Source organism: Rhodococcus sp. IEGM 27, from assembly GCF_033142305.1.
Taxonomy (GTDB): Bacteria; Actinomycetota; Actinomycetes; order Mycobacteriales; family Mycobacteriaceae; genus Rhodococcus_F; species Rhodococcus_F oxybenzonivorans.
In genome coordinates this window covers 20,105-36,220 of the sequence record NZ_JAWLSG010000016.1, presented here as the reverse complement: position 1 = coordinate 36,220, position 16,116 = coordinate 20,105, and the positions used below count along the sequence as shown (strand labels likewise).

The window sequence follows — 16,116 nt, the reverse complement described above, 5'->3', positions numbered from 1 at the left end:
ACCCCTTCTCGCTGTTCGCGACTCGAACCTACGGAACCGTAGGTTCGCTTGTGGGGAGAGCGTACCCGTCGGTAGGACCACGGTGCACTACGTGTGACCGCCATCGCGAATCGCGATCGGCAGCGGCGTACTCTTGGCTGTCATGGTGATCTCCCGGTGAGTGTGCGAGGACTGCTGTACAGCATCTACGAGCGACGGTTGCTCGCGCGGCTCGAAGGTTTGCAGCACCCTCGGCACATAGCGGTGATGTGCGACGGGAACCGGCGGTGGGCCCGGGAGAACGGCTTCACCGACGTCAGCCACGGACACCGGATGGGTGCCCTCAAAATCTCGGAGATGCTGGGGTGGTGTGATGCGGCCGGGATCGAGATGGCCACCATCTATCTCCTCTCGACCGAGAATCTGCGCCGGGACGCGGAGGAACTGGACACTCTTCTCGAGATCATCACCGATGTCGTCGAAGAGATCTCCGGACCGGACAAGAACTGGAGTGTGAAGATCGTCGGTGCGCTGGATCTGCTGCCCGCCGAGCAGTCGCGCCGCTTACGGGAGGCGGCGGAGCGGACCGAAGGCCGAACCGGCACCCATGTGAACGTCGCCGTCGGCTACGGCGGCCGGCAGGAGATCGCCGACGCCGTGCAGTCGCTGCTCTGCGAGAAGCTCCTCGCCGGGTTGTCGGGCGACGAGTTGGTGAAGTCGATCACAGTCGACGGCATCGGCGGGCATCTCTATACGTCGGGTCAACCGGACCCCGACCTCGTGATTCGTACCTCAGGAGAACAGCGGCTGTCGGGATTCCTGTTGTGGCAGAGCGCCTACTCCGAGATCTGGTTCACCGAGGCGTACTGGCCCGAGTTCCGTCGGGTCGACTTCCTGCGCGCGCTGCGCGACTACGCAGCCCGGCATCGCAGATTCGGCGTCTGAGCGACCACCCGGTTACAGCTTGCGCAGACGCAGCCGGTTGATCGAGTGATTGGCGTCCTTGCGCAGCACGAGGGTGGCGCGGGGGCGCGTCGGCAGAATGTTCTCCACCAGGTTCGGTCGGTTGATGTTGTGCCAGATTTCCTGAGCGGCAGAGGTGGCGTCGCGGTCCGACAGGTTCGCGTAGTGGTGGAAGTGGGCGTTCGGATCAGCGAACGACGTCTGGCGCAGGGCCAGGAAGCGCTGGATGTACCACGCCTCGATGTCCTCGATGCGGGCATCGACGTAGATGGAGAAGTCGAACAGATCCGAGACCATGAGGCGCGGACCGGTCTGCAGGACGTTCAATCCCTCGATGATGAGGATGTCCGGCTGGCGCACCAGGTGGTACTGGCCGGGGATGATGTCGTACGAGATGTGCGAATAGACCGGTGCGGCTACTTCCTCGGCGCCCGACTTCACTTCGGTGACGAACCGCAGCAGCTTGCGCCGGTCGTAACTCTCCGGAAAACCCTTGCGGTGCATGATCCCGCGCCGGTTCAGCTCGTCGGTGGAGTACAAGAAGCCGTCCGTCGTCACCAGGTCGACGCGGGGGTGATGTTCCCAGCGGGCGAGCAGTGCTTGCAGGACACGCGCCGTGGTCGACTTGCCGACCGCGACACTTCCCGCGACGCCGATGACGAACGGCACCTGCTGATCCGGATGCTTCTCACCGAGGAACGTCGCGGTCGCCGCGAACAACCGCTGTCGTGCGGCCACCTGCAGGTGGATCAGACGGGAAAGCGGAAGATACACCTCCGCGACCTCTTCGAGGTCGATCTGCTCGCCGAGGCCACGGAGCCCGTACAGCTCCTCCTCGGTCAACACCAGCGGAGTCGACTTACGCAGCGTGCGCCACTGCTTCCGGTCGAATTCGACGTACGGGCTTGATTCGCTTGCCCGGGCCATCAGTTCCGCTCACACTCGAGCGGCTGGGGGAGTGAGCCGTCCACGCCCGGAATCTCGGCCGTCGTCGTCGCGCTGGCGAGTAGCGGTTGCATAGTCGGATTGTGCTTGGTGCCACAGGCTGAGCTGTCGGCGGGTCACGCACACGGTTGTCCGACTAAGGTCGATCGACATGGAATCGGATTCGTTGGTTCGCGAATATCTGCTGCTCGGGCTGGGATTCGATCGGCTCGAAGAGGGATTCGTCGATGCGTACACCGGCGACCCGGCGCTGCGCCGGAAGGTCGAGAACGCGCCGCGGCCGGACCCGCGGGATCTGGCACGCACAGCGGCAACGCTGCGTGCGGAATTGCCGTCCGCGGGTCTGTCGGAGGAGCGGACGCGGTTCCTCGACGTCCATTTGCGGGCACTCGAATGCTCGGGACGGAAGTTCGCCGGAGACGACGTCGGATTCATCGACGAGGTGGAAGCCTATTTCGACGTTCGCATCGCACGCGGCGACGAGGAGCAGTACCGGGAGGCGCACCGCAAGATGGACGCCGTGCTGCCCGGAACCGGCACACTCACCGAGCGGGTCCATGCCCACCGCGCCGCCGACGAGATACCGGCCGACCGGTTGAAGGACTGCGTCGACGCCTTCTCGAGCGCCCTGCGCGACCTGGTGCGCGAGCACTACGCCCTGCCCGACGCCGAGGTCGTCGAGTACGAGGTGGTCGGGGACAAGCCGTGGTCGGGGTTCAACTACTACCTCGGAAACTACCGCTCCACGGTCGCCATCAACTCCGACCTGAAACAGCACATGGCAAATCTGCCCCGGCTCATCGCGCACGAGTCGTACCCGGGTCATCACACCGAGCACTGCCGTAAGGAAGCCGGGCTCGTCGGCGCGGGGCAGCTGGAACAGACGCTGTTTCTCGTCAACACCCCGCAATGCCTCATGGCCGAGGGTCTTGCCGACCTCGCGCTCGAATCCATCGTCGGTGAGAACTGGGGTCTGTGGGCGCAGGAAATCTACGCCGACCTCGGACTCCGATTCGACGGTGAGCAGGCGCAGCGCCTGTCGGCGGCGTCCGGTCAGCTGCTCGGTGTCCGCCAGGACGCTGCGCTGATGCTGCACGACGAGCGTCGCAGCGCGGACGACGTCGCCCTGTTCCTGCAACGGTGGAGCCTGTCGACCCCCGAGCGGGCGCGGCAGTCACTGCGCTTCCTGTCCTCGCCCCTGTGGCGGGCCTACACCAGCACCTACGTCGAGGGATACCGCCTACTCGGCGGCTGGCTGGCGGAGGTCCCGGTGGGCGCGGAGCGGTCCGAACGCTTTCGTCGGCTCCTCGACGAACCTCTCGTTCCCAGTGCCCTCCGCCCCGTGAGTACTTCTTAACACTGGGCGGTTATCAAGTACGCACAGGTTCTTCGTAGACTGGGGGCATTCGTTTCCGCATCCAGCTTGGAGATTCCTCGATGACCGCTGTGCCCGGTACCGACGTCAACACGGCCCCCCTCGCCGAACTCGACCCCGAAGTCGCCCAGGCCATGGCTGGTGAGCTCGCCCGTCAGCGCGACACCCTGGAAATGATCGCCTCGGAGAACTTCGTCCCCCGCGCGGTGCTGCAGGCCCAGGGCAGCGTGCTGACCAACAAGTATGCCGAGGGATACCCGGGTCGCCGTTACTACGGTGGCTGCGAGCACGTCGACGTCATCGAGGACCTCGCGCGCACTCGTGCCAAGGAACTGTTCGGCGCCGACTTCGCGAACGTCCAGCCGCACTCGGGCGCGCAGGCCAACGCCGCCGTTCTGATGGCGCTGATGAACCCGGGTGAGAAGCTCCTCGGCCTCGACCTGGCACACGGCGGCCACCTCACGCACGGCATGAAGCTGAACTTCTCCGGCAAGCTCTACGAGGTCGAGTCGTACGGGGTCAGCAAGGAAGACCACCGTATCGACATGGACGAGGTCCGCAAGGTCGCTGTCGCCGCGCAGCCGAAGGTGATCGTCGCCGGCTGGTCCGCCTACCCGCGTCACCAGGACTTCGCGGCATTCCGGTCCATCGCCGACGAGGTCGGTGCATACCTGTGGGTCGACATGGCGCACTTCGCCGGCCTGGTGGCGGCCGGATTGCACCCGTCGCCCGTCCCCTATGCCGACGTCGTGTCGAGCACCGTCCACAAGACCCTCGGTGGTCCCCGCTCCGGCCTGATTCTCGCCAAGCAGGAATGGGCGAAGAAGCTCAACTCGGCCGTCTTCCCCGGACAACAGGGTGGACCGCTCATGCACGCCATCGCCGCCAAGGCCGTGTCGCTGAAGATCGCCGGCACCGACGAGTTCAAGGACCGTCAGCAGCGCACACTGACCGGCGCGAAGATCCTCGCCGAGCGCCTGACGGCCTCCGACGTGTCCGGCAAGGGTGTCAGCGTCCTCACCGGCGGCACCGACGTGCATCTCGTGCTGGTCGACCTCCGCAATTCGCAGCTCGACGGCCAGCAGGGTGAGGACCTTCTCCACGAGGTGGGCATCACCGTCAACCGCAACGCAGTGCCGTTCGATCCCCGCCCGCCGATGGTCACCTCCGGGCTGCGCATCGGCACCGCCGCGCTCGCGTCCCGCGGGTTCGGTGACGAGCAGTTCACCGAGGTCGCCGACATCATCGGTACCGCTCTGGCCGGTTCGTCCGACGTCGAGTCACTGCGCGACCGCGTGACCAAGCTGGCCGCCGACTTCCCGCTGTACGAGGGCCTCGAGGACTGGCGCCTCATCTAGGCGGCTCTGCCGCCCGTGCGTGGTCTGCGAGTGCAGGGACTCGTCAACCACTCACGGGCGCCGCAGGCGCCTTCTCCGCGTAACCCGATGTTCACCGACACGCCCGCCGCTCGCACGGCCGTCCGGCGTGTTTGGCAGTACCGTCGGAAGTAACAGGCAGCGGGGAAGTTGCTTGTACGGGAGGTCCTGATCGTGACTGGAACATTCAGTACGAGGGGGCCGGCGCCCGGCCCTCGTGTGGTTTGACACACCAGGGACGGACCGGTCCAGCGAACCGAGTTTGCGTGGGTGCCGCGCAGACCTAGGAGCCTCACGTGACTGCATCACGCTCCGTCTCAGCCCGATCAGGACGTACGTCCGCAGCCTCCGGCAAGAACTCGGCTTCGGGAGTTCGTACGTTCGTATTGGACACCTCCGTATTGCTGTCCGACCCCTGGGCCGTCGCCAGGTTCGGCGAGCACCGTGTCGTGCTTCCTCTCGTCGTCATCAGTGAACTCGAGGGGAAACGGCACCATCATGAGCTGGGATGGTTCGCACGCGAATCGCTGCGTATGCTCGACGACCTTCGCCTGGAGTACGGCCGTCTCGACCAGCCCGTGCCGATCGGCACGGAAGGTGGCACCCTGCAGGTCGAGCTCAACCACACCGACCCGTCAGTGCTTCCGGTCGGATTCCGCACGGACAGTAACGATTCCCGCATCCTCGCCTGTGCCCTGAGTTTCGAAGCCGAGGGCAGCGACGTCGTCCTGGTCAGCAAGGACATCCCGCTCCGCGTCAAGGCAGGCGCGGTGGGCTTACCCGCCGACGAGTACCACGCTCACGATGTCGTCCCCTCCGGCTGGACGGGTATGGCGGAGCTCGACGTGGCGTCGTCGTCGATCGACGAACTCTTCTCCGAGGGTGTCGTCGACCTGGAAGAGGCACGGGAGCTGCCGTGTCACACGGGAATTCGGCTTCTGGGTGGTTCGTCGAGCGCCCTCGGCAGGGTGAACGCCGACAAGCGGGTGCAGTTGGTGCGAGGCGAACGGGAAGCGTTCGGCTTGCACGGACGCTCGGCCGAGCAGCGCATTGCCCTCGACCTTCTCATGGACGACAGCGTGGGCATCGTGTCGCTGGGCGGCAAGGCCGGCACCGGCAAGTCGGCGCTGGCGTTGACCGCGGGACTCGAAGCGGTGCTCGAGCGTCGGACTCAGCGGAAGGTCGTGGTATTCCGGCCGTTGTACGCGGTGGGCGGTCAGGAACTCGGGTACCTGCCGGGCAGTGAGAGTGAGAAGATGGGCCCGTGGGCCCAGGCCGTGTTCGACACCCTGGACGGCCTGGCGAGCCCCGAGGTGATGGAAGAAGTTATCAGTCGCGGGATGCTGGAAGTTCTTCCCCTCACCCATATTCGGGGGCGGTCACTGCACGATTCGTTTGTGATCGTCGACGAGGCGCAGTCCCTCGAGCGCAACGTTCTGCTCACGGTGCTGTCCCGGCTGGGAACAGGATCGCGCGTGGTGCTGACGCACGACGTGGCTCAACGCGACAACCTGCGGGTCGGGCGCCATGACGGTGTCGCGGCGGTGATCGAGAAGCTGAAGGGCCACCCGTTGTTCGCCCACATCACGCTGACTCGCAGTGAGCGTTCGCCGATCGCCGCACTCGTGACGGAGATGCTGGAGGAATTCGGGCCCACGCCGTAGCTCCTGGCTGAAGCTCGAGCTCCGCCCAATGTCACATCGGAACAGAAGAACTGGACCGAATGGGACATTGGGCGGACGCCTTCGGGCCGGATCAGAACATTCGAACCAGTCCCTTCAGCGTGCCCCACAGGAATGCCCGGTTGCTGAAGTAGTCGCGCCAGACGAGGATTTTGCCGTCCTCGATCTCGAAGGTGCCGCACACCCAGAATTCGCTGCGCAGCCGATTCCAGATGAGGATGTCGGTGCGTTCGGTGAGCACTGCTGTTCCCTCGTCGGCGATGTGGTGCAACCGGACATCGAATCCGACACCGGGCCTGCTCATGCCCCCCAGAATCCGCATCACCGACTCGATCCCGCGAATCTTGGGCAGAGAAACGTTGTGCCACACGATGTCCGGGTGCAGATACTGGCGGGCGGTATCCGGGTCGCCGGCAACGAGGGCATCGAGGAATTCGCGAACCACGCGAATATTGGCGGTGCCGGACGGCGAAACCGTATCGATAGACTGTGAAGTGGGTTCCATGGTACTTCCTGCTCGAAGTGAGTTCAGCGAACGAACGTTCCCTGACCATCTGTGTTGTAGTACTCCAGAATCAGACTGTTACCCGCGAACGTTGCCTCCGACACCGTGCCGGGCGGGGCGTTCTCGCCGCTGGGCCTGAACGTGAAAATACTTCCGTCCCAATGCTCGAGTGGGAAGGTCTGCCCCGCGGGTCCGAGTTGCAGGGTGAGTTGACCGTCTTTCTCGCTGACGACGGCCGGACCCCAGTAGGCATTATTGTACGTTCCCGTATACGTGGGAAGTGGCTGTGCGGGAGCGGGGTTGGTGGGCGCGTCCTTGCCGACGAGACTGCCCTCGGGGTCGAGCATCGGGGAGATGGCCTGGTAATACAGATCTCTCCACTCTTCGCGGATCTCGCCGTACTGGACGAGATCGGCGAATTCTGCTGTCAGGGTTTCGGGAATTCCGGTGGGGGAGCCGTTGGTCAGGGCGACGATCGCGACGTCGGCCGAGGGGATCGCCACGAAGTTGGTGGCAGCCCCGAGTTGGAAGGCACCCGAGTGGCTGAGGGAGACCCGGCCGGCAGAAGTGGTCGACACGTTGAACCCGTATCCGTAGAACCCTGGCCGGGCGTCGAGTGAGCTCGGGGGGCTCGACACGATCTGCGGACTGACCGCGGGGAGCAGGGCTTTCGAGTCGACGATTTCCTTGCCCTCGAACATGCCGTCGCCCAGGAGCATGGTGAGCCACTTGCTCATGTCGTTCACGGACGAGCTGACGCCGCCGGCCGGTGACTGAGCGTCGGGGTCGCGGACGGCGTCGGCGACGTACTTGCCGTCGACGAGCTGATGGCCGATGGCACGGTTACTCCGCGCCTGGAAGTCGGCGAACCGGGAACTGGTCGAGTCCATCCCGAGTGGTTGGTAGATCGCCCGTTCGGACAGCGTCGCCCAATCCGTTCCGGATGCCGCGGCCACCGCTTCGGCGGCCGCGGTGACCCCGAAGTTGGTGTATTCATACGTGATACGGAACGGATTGAGCGGCTCGAGCCGTAGCTTGTCGAGTACCTGCTGCTGGTTGTTGCCGAGATCCTCGAGTCCGTCACCGGCGTGATCCGGCAAACCAGAGCGGTGCGAGTACAGATCGCCGACCGTGACATGCTCGGTGACCCAAGGGTCTGCGAGCGCAAAACCCGGAAGCTTCGAAACCACGGTCGTGTCCCAGCCGACCACGCCGGTTCCCACCTCGTGCGCGACCACCGTGGACCCTACCGACTTCGATAGCGATGCCAGTTGGAAGACGGTGTCGGCGTCCACCATCTCGTCGGTGCCCTCTTCGCGTACGCCGAATCCCTTCGCATAGACGGTTCGCCCGCCGTGCACCACCGCGACCGCCATTCCGGGCACGTGTGTGCTGTCGATGAGATTCTTCACCAGGTCGTCCAGGCGTCCGACCGCGTCGTCGACTCGGCCGTCGGGTATGTCGACGCCGGAGACGGTTGCGGGATTGGCCGGCTTGTCTGGGGCGGTTGTCGACGCGGGAGAACTGGCGGTGTCGGTGGACGGCTCATTGTCGGTGCATCCCGTGACGAGCGACCCGGCCAGCAGGACAGCGAAGAACAGTGTCATCGAGTTCCCACGTCTGCGCATTGGAGGTCCTCTGCTCGGGCCGGCGAAAATCGGGAACTCTCAGCGTAACCACGAAGCTCGGTGACCTGGGGCTTTTCCGCCGATCCGGGCTCGGGTCCGGGCTGGGCGAGCCGGTGACCGCGTGCGCGAGATTCCTGCGCGAGCACGCGGACGCTACGGTATGCGAATGCCGACTGAATTCACGGACAAGCACCTTCTCACCGAACTGTCTCCTGTGGTCGAGGAGAATCTCGCTCGTCACATCGCCGAGGCCGACGGCTGGCTGCCGCACGACCTGGTCCCGTGGGACCAGGGTAAGAACTTCGCATTCATGGGTGGCACGGACTGGTCGGCCGATCAGTCCACCCTGAGCGAGGTGGAGGCACTTGCGCTCACCGTGGGCGTTCTCGTCGCCGACAACGTGCCCGCGTACCACCGGGAGATCGCCAAGCACCTGGCCATGGTGGGCCCGTGGTGGCGTTGGGTCGGGCGCTGGACCGCAGAGGAGAACCGGCACTCCATCGTGCTCCGGAACTATCTGATGGTGACCCGCGCGGTCGATCCTGTCGCACTCGAGCGCGCTCGGATGGACGAGATGGTGCGTGGATACGCCATGCCGCCGATGCACCTGCTCGAGATGCTCGCCAACTCGGCATTCGAAGAGAAGGCCGCGGCCGTCCGGCACCACAACACCGCCGCCCTCGCCGAGGACCCGCTGGTGGCGTCGATCGAAACGCGGCTGGCCGCCGACGACGAACTGCAGTCGGTGTTCTACCGCAACGTCGTCGAAGCCGCGTTCGCAGTGGCGCCCGAACAGATGGTGCGCGCCATCGCCTCGCGGATCGACGCATTCGACGTGCCGAGCGTGGAGTTGCCCGGCGGGAAGAACAGCACTGCGGTGCTCGCCGAAGCCGGCATCTACGATCCCGCACTCCAGCGCGAGAAGGTGTTCGCACCGCTTCTCGCGGCGTGGAACATCGCCGGCCGTTCCGACCTCGGGACCGAGGGCGAGAAGGCCCGCGAGGAACTGTCCGCACTGCTGTAGGGAACGGTAACGAAGGTGGCCCGCACTCCGAGGAGTGCGGGCCACCGTCATGCCTGGCTGGAGGTCAGTCCTGGACCTTCGCCATGGCGAGCACGTCGAGACGCTTGTCCAGCTCCTCCTCGCTGAGTTTGTCACCGATCAAACCGCGGTCGACGACGGTCTCTCGGATCGTCTTCTTCTCCTTCAAGGCCTGCTTGGCAACGGCGGCCGCCTCCTCGTATCCGATCGCCGAGTTCAGGGGCGTGACGATGGACGGCGAAGACTCGGCGAGGGTCCTGAGGTGATCGGTATTAGCTACCAGGCCCGCGACACACCGGTCGGCGAACAGCCGCGTGACGTTGGCAAGAAGGGTGAACGATTCGAGAACGTTCCGGGCCATCATCGGAATGTAGACGTTCAACTCGAATGCGCCCGCAGCCCCACCCCAGGCGACGGCGGCATCGTTGCCGACTACCTGCGCAGCCACCTGGGTGGCGGCCTCGGGGAGTACCGGATTGACCTTGCCGGGCATGATCGAACTGCCGGGCTGCAGGTCGGGAAGCCGAATCTCGCCCAATCCGGTGAGCGGACCCGAACCCATCCACCGGATGTCGTTGGCGATCTTGGTGAGGGATACCGCGATGGTGCGCATCGCCCCGGACGCCTCGACGAGACCGTCTCGCGCCGCCTGCGCCTCAAAACTGTTCTTCGCCGGCGTGAGCGCGTCGATGCCCGTCGCCTTGACCAGTTCGGCCACCACTTTGGGGCCGAAACCGTCCGGGGCGTTCAGGCCGGTGCCGACCGCGGTGCCGCCGATGGGCAGTTCGCCGAGCCGTGGGAGACACGCCACGATGCGTTCCATGCCGGCTTCCATCTGCCGGGCGTAGCCCCCGAACTCCTGACCCAGCGTCACCGGGACCGCATCCATGAGATGGGTGCGCCCCGACTTCACGACCGTCTTCCACTCGGTGGACTTGTCGAGAAGGGCCAACCGGAGGTGGTCGAGGGCCGGGATCAGGTTCTTCACCGCCGCCTCGGTCGCGGCAACATGAGTGGCGGTGGGGAAGGTGTCGTTCGACGACTGCGACATGTTGACGTCGTCATTGGGGTGGACGACGACACCCGCTGCGGCGGCGATCGAGGCGATCACCTCGTTGGCGTTCATGTTGGAGCTGGTTCCGGAGCCCGTCTGAAAGACGTCGATGGGGAACTGGTCGTCGTGTTTGCCTTCGGCGATCTCACCTGCCGCTGCGATGATCGCGTCGGCCTTCTCGGCATCGAGGAGCCCGAGGTCTTTGTTGACCTGCGCGCACGCTGCCTTCAGAAGGCCCATGGCGCGAATCTGGGTGCGTTCGAGACCTCGACCACTGATCGGGAAGTTCTCGACGGCGCGCTGCGTCTGTGCGCGCCACAGCGCGTCCACGGGGACCCGCACCTCACCCATGGTGTCGTGTTCGATCCGGTACTGCTGCTCGTTGCTCTCCGTCATGAATCAAACATTGCCACTTCCGGACGCTGCGCGCCCGTGCGCCGTTGTGGTTGCTAGGAGCTACCAGAAAGGCGCACGGGCGGCGAAGGCGCTCAGAAGGACGGCGGAACCGCCCCGTCCTCACCGTCGAAGTCGACGGACGAGTACTCACGAAGCTTCTCGAGGCGGTGGTACGCGTCGATCATGCGGACCGTTCCCGACTTGGATCGCATCACGATGGACTGGGTGGACGCGCCGCCACCGTAGTAGCGGACACCACGCAGCAGGTCACCGTCGGTGACACCGGTCGCGCAGAAGAAGACGTTCTCGCCGGACACCAGGTCTTCGGTGGTCAGCACGCGGTCGAGGTCGTGACCGGCGTCGATGGCCTTCTGACGCTCGGCGTCGTCGGTCGGGGCAAGCCGGCCCTGCAGCGAACCACCCATACAGCGCATGGCGGCGGCGGCGATGATGCCCTCGGGGGTGCCACCGGTGCCGATCAAGATGTCGGTGCCCGACTCCGGACGCGCGGCGGCGATCGCACCCGCGACGTCGCCGTCGGAGATGAGACGGATCCGGGCGCCGGTGTCCCGGACTTCCTGGATGAGCCCGGCGTGCCGCGGACGGTCGAGGATACAGACCGTCACGTCGGAGGTAGACGCCTTGCGGACCTTCGCGACACGCTTGATGTTCTCGGCGACGGGCGCGGTGATGTCAATGACATCGGCGGCGTCGGGACCGACGGCGATCTTCTCCATGTAGAACACGGCGGACGGGTCGAACATCGCGCCGCGCTCGGCGACTGCGAGGACAGCGATCGCATTGGGCATTCCCTTGGCCATCAGGGTGGTTCCGTCGACCGGGTCGACCGCGAAGTCGCAGTCGGGGCCGTCGCCGTTGCCGACCTCTTCGCCGTTGAACAGCATCGGGGCTTCGTCCTTCTCGCCCTCGCCGATGACTACGACACCGCGCATCGAGACCGAGCTCACGAGCTGGCGCATGGCGTCGACGGCGGCGCCGTCGCCACCCTCCTTGTCGCCACGGCCGACCCAGCGACCGGCAGCCATTGCACCAGCCTCGGTGACTCGGACCAATTCGAGAGCAAGGTTTCGGTCCGGGGCCTCGCGGCGTCTCGATGTGGTGCTGGCCGTCATGGGCAGTGCCTCCTGATGCAGTTCCGGTCGACGTTGTACGTCGACGCTGTGCCGGTCGGCCTGTCGGCCGCCGACTGTCGAGTGAATCTCAGGGCTGATTCTCCCAGAAAGTTGTGTGACGTGCGTTGCTGGGGCGACATATCGGGGGACCGAGAATCGTCGTTCGGGGGCCGACCCTGGATACTGGTGTGCGTGGCATCCGATAAACCGCGCATCCTGCACAACAACCGCGACATGGTGTGGTCGCTCGTACCCCTTGTCCTGTTCTGCGTGCTGATCGCCGGTATCGCCAGCCAGTGCACGTTCAGCCCCGGCGGTCCCACGACCGGGCCGATTCCCAGCTTCGACATCGACGCTGCGCTGAAGTACGACGCGAACGACCTTCCGTTCCCGGTTCGTCAACCGGAGACGCCCGAGGGCTGGACACCCAACTCGGGGAGCCGCAGCATCGTCAGTGGTGACGGCGGCGGCGACTCCAGCACCGTCGGCTTCATCACGCCGGCCGGTCGGTACATCCAGCTGACGCAGAGCAACGCGCTCGAAACTGTGCTGGTGCCCTTCGTGGCCGGTGGACCGCGGACGGCCACCGGTACAGAAGACATCGCAGGTCACACGTGGATCGTGTACGGCGGTGAGGGAGTCGAATCGATCTGGGTCTCCGACTTCGGCGACGTCCGGCTCCTCGTGACGGGCAGCGCCTCCGAAGAGGCGTTCGAGCAGCTCACCACGGCCGCGGCCGAAGCCCCGATCCTCCCGGCTTGATCGCAGCCGATTCGTCAGCTCTCGTCGTCGACGTGCGCGAGCGCGGTCTCGACGCGTTTGCGGGCTCCCGCGAGGTGCTCCTCGCACCGCTTCGCGAGAGCCTCCCCGCGCTCCCACAGGGCGAGTGACGCGTCGAGGTCGAGGCCGCCTTGTTCGAGCACCTTGACCACGTCGACGAGTTCGTCACGCGCCGCCTCGTAACCGAGCTCCGCGATGTCGGTGTCGTTCCCGGTGTTGCTCATGTCCTACTTGTCCTTTCCCATCACCGCGGCACGGATTGCGCCGTCGGCGACTCGAACGCGAATCTGGGTGCCCGGCGGGGCGTCGTCGACCGAACGCAATACCTCGGGATCGCCGTCGGGCACGATCCGCTGAACGACGGAATAGCCGCGGGCGAGCGTGGCCGCGGGTCCGAGGGTGGTCAACCGTGCCCGCAGGTGCTCGATCGTGGTGCTCTCCGCGGCGATTGCCCGGGTGACGTCGCGGCGGCCCGCCTCGCGCAGTCGCTCGACCTCGTCGCCCCGCTCGTCGAGAGCGCGCACCGGATCGGCGAGCACCGGCCGGCTTCGCAGCTGGGAGATCAGGTGGGATTCGCGCTGTACCCAGTTCCGCAGCGCCGCCGCACTGCGTGAGCGCAGCTCGCTGACCAGCGCCTGCTCGGCGACAGCGTCCGGGACCACCCGTTTGGCGGCGTCGGTGGGGGTAGCGGCGCGCAGATCGGCGACGTGATCGCTGAGCGGGCCGTCGGGCTCGTGTCCGATGGCACTGACGATCGGGGTTGTGCACGCGACGATCGCCCGGCAGAGGGCCTCGTCGGAGAACGGCAGCAGGTCCTCCACGCTTCCGCCGCCGCGGGCCAGAATGATCACATCCACGTGCGGATCGGCGTCGAGTTCCTTCAACGCGTCGAGAATCTGCGGCACTGCGGTGACGCCCTGCACCGGGGTGTTACGAATCTCGAACCGGACGGCCGGCCAGCGGCGCTGCGCCACGCTGAGGACATCGTGCTCGGCGGCACTTGCTCGGCCGGTGATCAGGCCGACGGTCCCGGGAAGGAAGGGCAGCGGGCGCTTGAGCCGGGGGTCGAACAGGCCCTCCGCGGCCAGAAGCGCGCGCAGCCTCTCTATCCGCGCGAGGAGTTCGCCGATTCCGACCGCGCGGATCTCGGTCACTCGCAGCGACACCGATCCGCGGCCGGTGTAGAACGACAACTTCCCGAACATCACCACCCGACTGCCCTCGGTGAGGGGGACAGGGGAGTTCTGCAGCAGCTGAGGTGAGCACGTCACGGAGAGGGACATGTCGACGGACGGATCGCGCAGCACGAGAAACGCCGTCCGGGTACCGGGACGGGCATTGATCTGGGTGATCTGACCCTCGACCCACACACTCCCGAGCCGGTCGATCCACTGTGCGACCTTGGCCGAGACGGTGCGAACCGGCCACGGTTTGTCGGCGGTACTCGGTGCTGTACTGGCTGCGCGGGACTGTGCGGAAGTCACTTGGCCTTGGCGGTGGTGATGCGATTGGTCAGCATGGTCAGGAAGGGTGCCCTGGCAAGGGTCGCCGTCTCGTAGTCCAGCAGCGCTGTCAGGTCCTCGACGGACAGCGAGCGCAGGCGGGCCCGCAACTGGGCAAGGGTCAGCGACGAATAGTCGAGGTAGGCGGCGATCTCGGGTTCGGCGACTGCGGAGGCGGGCTTCGGGGTCGTGGTCTTCGCCACACCGTTGGTACTCGAGGCCTTCAGGCCGGCGGCCGCGGTGGACTTCTCGTCGAGGTCGTCACCCTGAGGGCTGAGGGAGTACAGCGCGAAGCGGCCGGGCCCGGCGGGACGATCGTCCGGCGCGTCCTCGATGTCGGGTTCTCCGTCGGTGTCCTCGTCGAACACCGCCCAGGACGGCTGCTCTTCGTCGTGCGTCCAGTGGATGAGGGCAAAAGCCTGGTCACCCTTGATGGCCAGCGCCGTCATGGTCTGCTGGACACGCATCGTGGTCTGCAGCACCTGGCTGACCGCAGTCATCGGCAGAGTGACCGCCGTCGTGGGCAGCCTCCTGGCTTCTTCGACGGCCGTCACGGCGATTCCAGCGGCGACGCGCGCCACGAACGGGGGACGAATCATGCTCACAGCCTGCCTGACATCGGCACGTTTGGGTAGCCGACGTGCCCACAGCGTGGACGACTCGACTCGATGACGCGCACAGTACCCCTCCCGAGGCCCGGCGAAAGTGTCCTAGCCGGGGGGTGACCCGTACGCTGGAACCATGTCTTCGGCTGTTCCACTCAATGTGGGTATCACACGTTCGGCAGATTCGGGAGTGCATGCGAGCGGTGAGAAGCGAGTGCTGCTCGCTGAACCCCGCGGGTACTGCGCCGGCGTCGACCGCGCTGTCGAGACGGTCGAGAAGGCGCTGGAAAAGCACGGCGCCCCGATCTACGTCCGCAAAGAAATCGTCCACAACCGCCACGTGGTGGAAACACTCACCGAGCGCGGCGTGATCTTCGTCGACGAAACCGACGAGGTGCCCGAGGGTGCGTTGCTCGTATTCTCTGCGCACGGTGTGTCGCCGGCCGTGCACGAGTCGGCCGCAGCCCGCAATCTCCGCACCATCGATGCGACGTGTCCACTGGTCACCAAGGTGCACCAGGAAGCGAAACGGTTTGCCCGCGACGACTACGACATTCTCCTCATCGGCCACGAGGGCCACGAGGAAGTGGAAGGCACTGCCGGCGAAGCCCCCGACCATGTGCAACTGGTCGACGGACCCGAGTCGGTGGATGCCGTCTCGGTCCGCGACGAGTCGAAGGTCATCTGGCTGTCGCAGACCACGCTGAGCGTCGACGAGACCATGCAGACCGTGGCGCGGCTGCGGGAGAAGTTCCCCCACCTGCAGGATCCCCCCAGCGACGACATCTGCTACGCCACCCAGAACCGTCAGGTGGCGGTCAAGGCGATGGCGCCCGAGTGCGATCTGGTGATCGTGGTGGGCTCCCGCAACTCGTCCAACTCGGTGCGTCTCGTCGAGGTGGCCCTCGGAGCCGGCGCGAAAGCGTCGTACCTCGTCGACTTCGCCCGCGAGGTGGATCCGGCGTGGCTCGACGGTGTTCGCACGGTCGGCATCACTTCAGGCGCCTCGGTGCCGGAAATTCTCGTGCGCGGTGTGATCGACCTACTGGCCGAACACGGGTTCCACGACGTCCAGCCGGTCACGACTGCCAACGAGACCCTCGTCTTCGCGCTCCCCCGGGAGCTTCGCGCCGCCCGGCACTGACACCGTG

At 65.9% G+C, this 16,116-nt stretch carries 15 protein-coding genes; 7 read left to right on the top strand and 8 right to left on the bottom strand.

All coding sequences use genetic code 11. From position 1 onward, the window contains the following. Window positions 1–156 precede the first annotated feature (156 nt). Complete coding sequence (locus R4P95_RS30660) at window positions 157–924, top strand: isoprenyl transferase (RefSeq protein WP_159925226.1); 768 nt, start codon at window positions 157–159, stop codon at window positions 922–924. 12 nt (window positions 925–936) lie between these two features. Here the strand turns inward: R4P95_RS30660 and coaA are convergent, their stop codons facing one another. Next, the gene (gene coaA, locus R4P95_RS30655; RefSeq protein WP_213576959.1) at window positions 937–1,869 is read right to left on the bottom strand and encodes a type I pantothenate kinase; all 933 of its coding nucleotides are present in this window, start codon (window positions 1,867–1,869) and stop codon (window positions 937–939) included. A gap of 169 nt (window positions 1,870–2,038) precedes the next feature. Here coaA and R4P95_RS30650 point away from each other — a divergent pair, with 169 nt between their 5' ends. From R4P95_RS30650 to R4P95_RS30640, 3 genes are all read left to right on the top strand, one after another. Continuing rightward, entirely contained in the window at window positions 2,039–3,244 is a 1,206-nt protein-coding gene (locus tag R4P95_RS30650; RefSeq protein ID WP_317747634.1) for a DUF885 domain-containing protein, read from the top strand. 80 nt (window positions 3,245–3,324) lie between these two features. Beyond that, complete coding sequence (glyA, locus tag R4P95_RS30645; RefSeq protein ID WP_213576961.1) at window positions 3,325–4,620, top strand: serine hydroxymethyltransferase; 1,296 nt, start codon at window positions 3,325–3,327, stop codon at window positions 4,618–4,620. Between the two features lie 314 nt (window positions 4,621–4,934). After that, window positions 4,935–6,302 carry a PhoH family protein gene (locus R4P95_RS30640; RefSeq protein ID WP_317747635.1) on the top strand — a complete coding sequence of 456 codons (1,368 nt, stop codon included), beginning with the start codon at window positions 4,935–4,937 and terminating at the stop codon, window positions 6,300–6,302. Window positions 6,303–6,393: 91 nt separating this feature from the next. Here R4P95_RS30640 and R4P95_RS30635 read toward each other — a convergent pair whose 3' ends face one another. Then, window positions 6,394–6,825: a limonene-1,2-epoxide hydrolase family protein gene (locus tag R4P95_RS30635; protein ID WP_317747636.1), complete on the bottom strand. Its 432-nt coding sequence runs from the start codon at window positions 6,823–6,825 to the stop codon at window positions 6,394–6,396. Between the two features lie 23 nt (window positions 6,826–6,848). After that, window positions 6,849–8,453: a serine hydrolase gene (locus tag R4P95_RS30630; protein WP_317747637.1), complete on the bottom strand. Its 1,605-nt coding sequence runs from the start codon at window positions 8,451–8,453 to the stop codon at window positions 6,849–6,851. A gap of 166 nt (window positions 8,454–8,619) precedes the next feature. Here R4P95_RS30630 and R4P95_RS30625 point away from each other — a divergent pair, with 166 nt between their 5' ends. After that, on the top strand, window positions 8,620–9,477 hold the full coding sequence (locus tag R4P95_RS30625; protein ID WP_213576963.1) for an acyl-ACP desaturase: 858 nt from the start codon (window positions 8,620–8,622) through the stop codon (window positions 9,475–9,477). Window positions 9,478–9,541: 64 nt separating this feature from the next. Here the strand turns inward: R4P95_RS30625 and R4P95_RS30620 are convergent, their stop codons facing one another. Together R4P95_RS30620 and glpX are read right to left on the bottom strand one after the other, a co-directional pair. Further along, complete coding sequence (locus R4P95_RS30620; protein ID WP_317747638.1) at window positions 9,542–10,945, bottom strand: class II fumarate hydratase; 1,404 nt, start codon at window positions 10,943–10,945, stop codon at window positions 9,542–9,544. A 92-nt stretch (window positions 10,946–11,037) separates the two neighbouring features. Beyond that, window positions 11,038–12,078: a class II fructose-bisphosphatase gene (glpX, locus tag R4P95_RS30615; RefSeq protein WP_109332220.1), complete on the bottom strand. Its 1,041-nt coding sequence runs from the start codon at window positions 12,076–12,078 to the stop codon at window positions 11,038–11,040. 192 nt (window positions 12,079–12,270) lie between these two features. Here glpX and R4P95_RS30610 point away from each other — a divergent pair, with 192 nt between their 5' ends. Beyond that, window positions 12,271–12,840, top strand: coding sequence for a DUF4245 domain-containing protein (locus R4P95_RS30610; protein ID WP_317747639.1), 570 nt, complete (start codon window positions 12,271–12,273; stop codon window positions 12,838–12,840). A 14-nt stretch (window positions 12,841–12,854) separates the two neighbouring features. On the opposite strand, the gene R4P95_RS30605 is transcribed toward R4P95_RS30610, so the two are convergent. Genes R4P95_RS30605 through R4P95_RS30595 form a run of 3 tightly spaced genes read right to left on the bottom strand, consistent with a single transcriptional unit; the run spans window position 12,855 to window position 14,959 of the window. After that, window positions 12,855–13,082 carry an exodeoxyribonuclease VII small subunit gene (locus R4P95_RS30605; RefSeq protein ID WP_213576967.1) on the bottom strand — a complete coding sequence of 76 codons (228 nt, stop codon included), beginning with the start codon at window positions 13,080–13,082 and terminating at the stop codon, window positions 12,855–12,857. A gap of 3 nt (window positions 13,083–13,085) precedes the next feature. Then, window positions 13,086–14,342, bottom strand: a complete 1,257-nt coding sequence (gene xseA, locus R4P95_RS30600; RefSeq protein ID WP_317747640.1) for an exodeoxyribonuclease VII large subunit — start codon at window positions 14,340–14,342, stop codon at window positions 13,086–13,088. Then, on the bottom strand, window positions 14,339–14,959 hold the full coding sequence (locus R4P95_RS30595) for a lipid droplet-associated protein (RefSeq protein ID WP_213576969.1): 621 nt from the start codon (window positions 14,957–14,959) through the stop codon (window positions 14,339–14,341). Before R4P95_RS30595 ends, xseA begins: the two co-directional genes overlap by 4 nt. Before the next feature lie 142 nt (window positions 14,960–15,101). On the opposite strand from R4P95_RS30595, the gene R4P95_RS30590 reads away from it, so the two are divergent. Next, complete coding sequence (locus R4P95_RS30590; RefSeq protein ID WP_109332216.1) at window positions 15,102–16,109, top strand: 4-hydroxy-3-methylbut-2-enyl diphosphate reductase; 1,008 nt, start codon at window positions 15,102–15,104, stop codon at window positions 16,107–16,109. Window positions 16,110–16,116: the final 7 nt, after the last annotated feature.

What these genes read in the sequence shown, in the direction of transcription:
- R4P95_RS30625 (WP_213576963.1), top strand. Translation starts at nt 8,620, where the DNA reads ATGCCGACTGAATTCACGGACAAGCACCTTCTCACCGAACTGTCTCCT.
- R4P95_RS30590 (WP_109332216.1), top strand. Translation starts at nt 15,102, where the DNA reads ATGTCTTCGGCTGTTCCACTCAATGTGGGTATCACACGTTCGGCAGAT.
- R4P95_RS30650 (WP_317747634.1), top strand. Translation starts at nt 2,039, where the DNA reads ATGGAATCGGATTCGTTGGTTCGCGAATATCTGCTGCTCGGGCTGGGA.
- R4P95_RS30630 (WP_317747637.1), bottom strand. Translation starts at nt 8,453, where the DNA reads ATGCGCAGACGTGGGAACTCGATGACACTGTTCTTCGCTGTCCTGCTG.
- coaA (WP_213576959.1), bottom strand. Translation starts at nt 1,869, where the DNA reads ATGGCCCGGGCAAGCGAATCAAGCCCGTACGTCGAATTCGACCGGAAG.
- R4P95_RS30605 (WP_213576967.1), bottom strand. Translation starts at nt 13,082, where the DNA reads ATGAGCAACACCGGGAACGACACCGACATCGCGGAGCTCGGTTACGAG.
- R4P95_RS30595 (WP_213576969.1), bottom strand. Translation starts at nt 14,959, where the DNA reads ATGATTCGTCCCCCGTTCGTGGCGCGCGTCGCCGCTGGAATCGCCGTG.
- glpX (WP_109332220.1), bottom strand. Translation starts at nt 12,078, where the DNA reads ATGACGGCCAGCACCACATCGAGACGCCGCGAGGCCCCGGACCGAAAC.
- R4P95_RS30635 (WP_317747636.1), bottom strand. Translation starts at nt 6,825, where the DNA reads ATGGAACCCACTTCACAGTCTATCGATACGGTTTCGCCGTCCGGCACC.
- R4P95_RS30620 (WP_317747638.1), bottom strand. Translation starts at nt 10,945, where the DNA reads ATGACGGAGAGCAACGAGCAGCAGTACCGGATCGAACACGACACCATG.
- glyA (WP_213576961.1), top strand. Translation starts at nt 3,325, where the DNA reads ATGACCGCTGTGCCCGGTACCGACGTCAACACGGCCCCCCTCGCCGAA.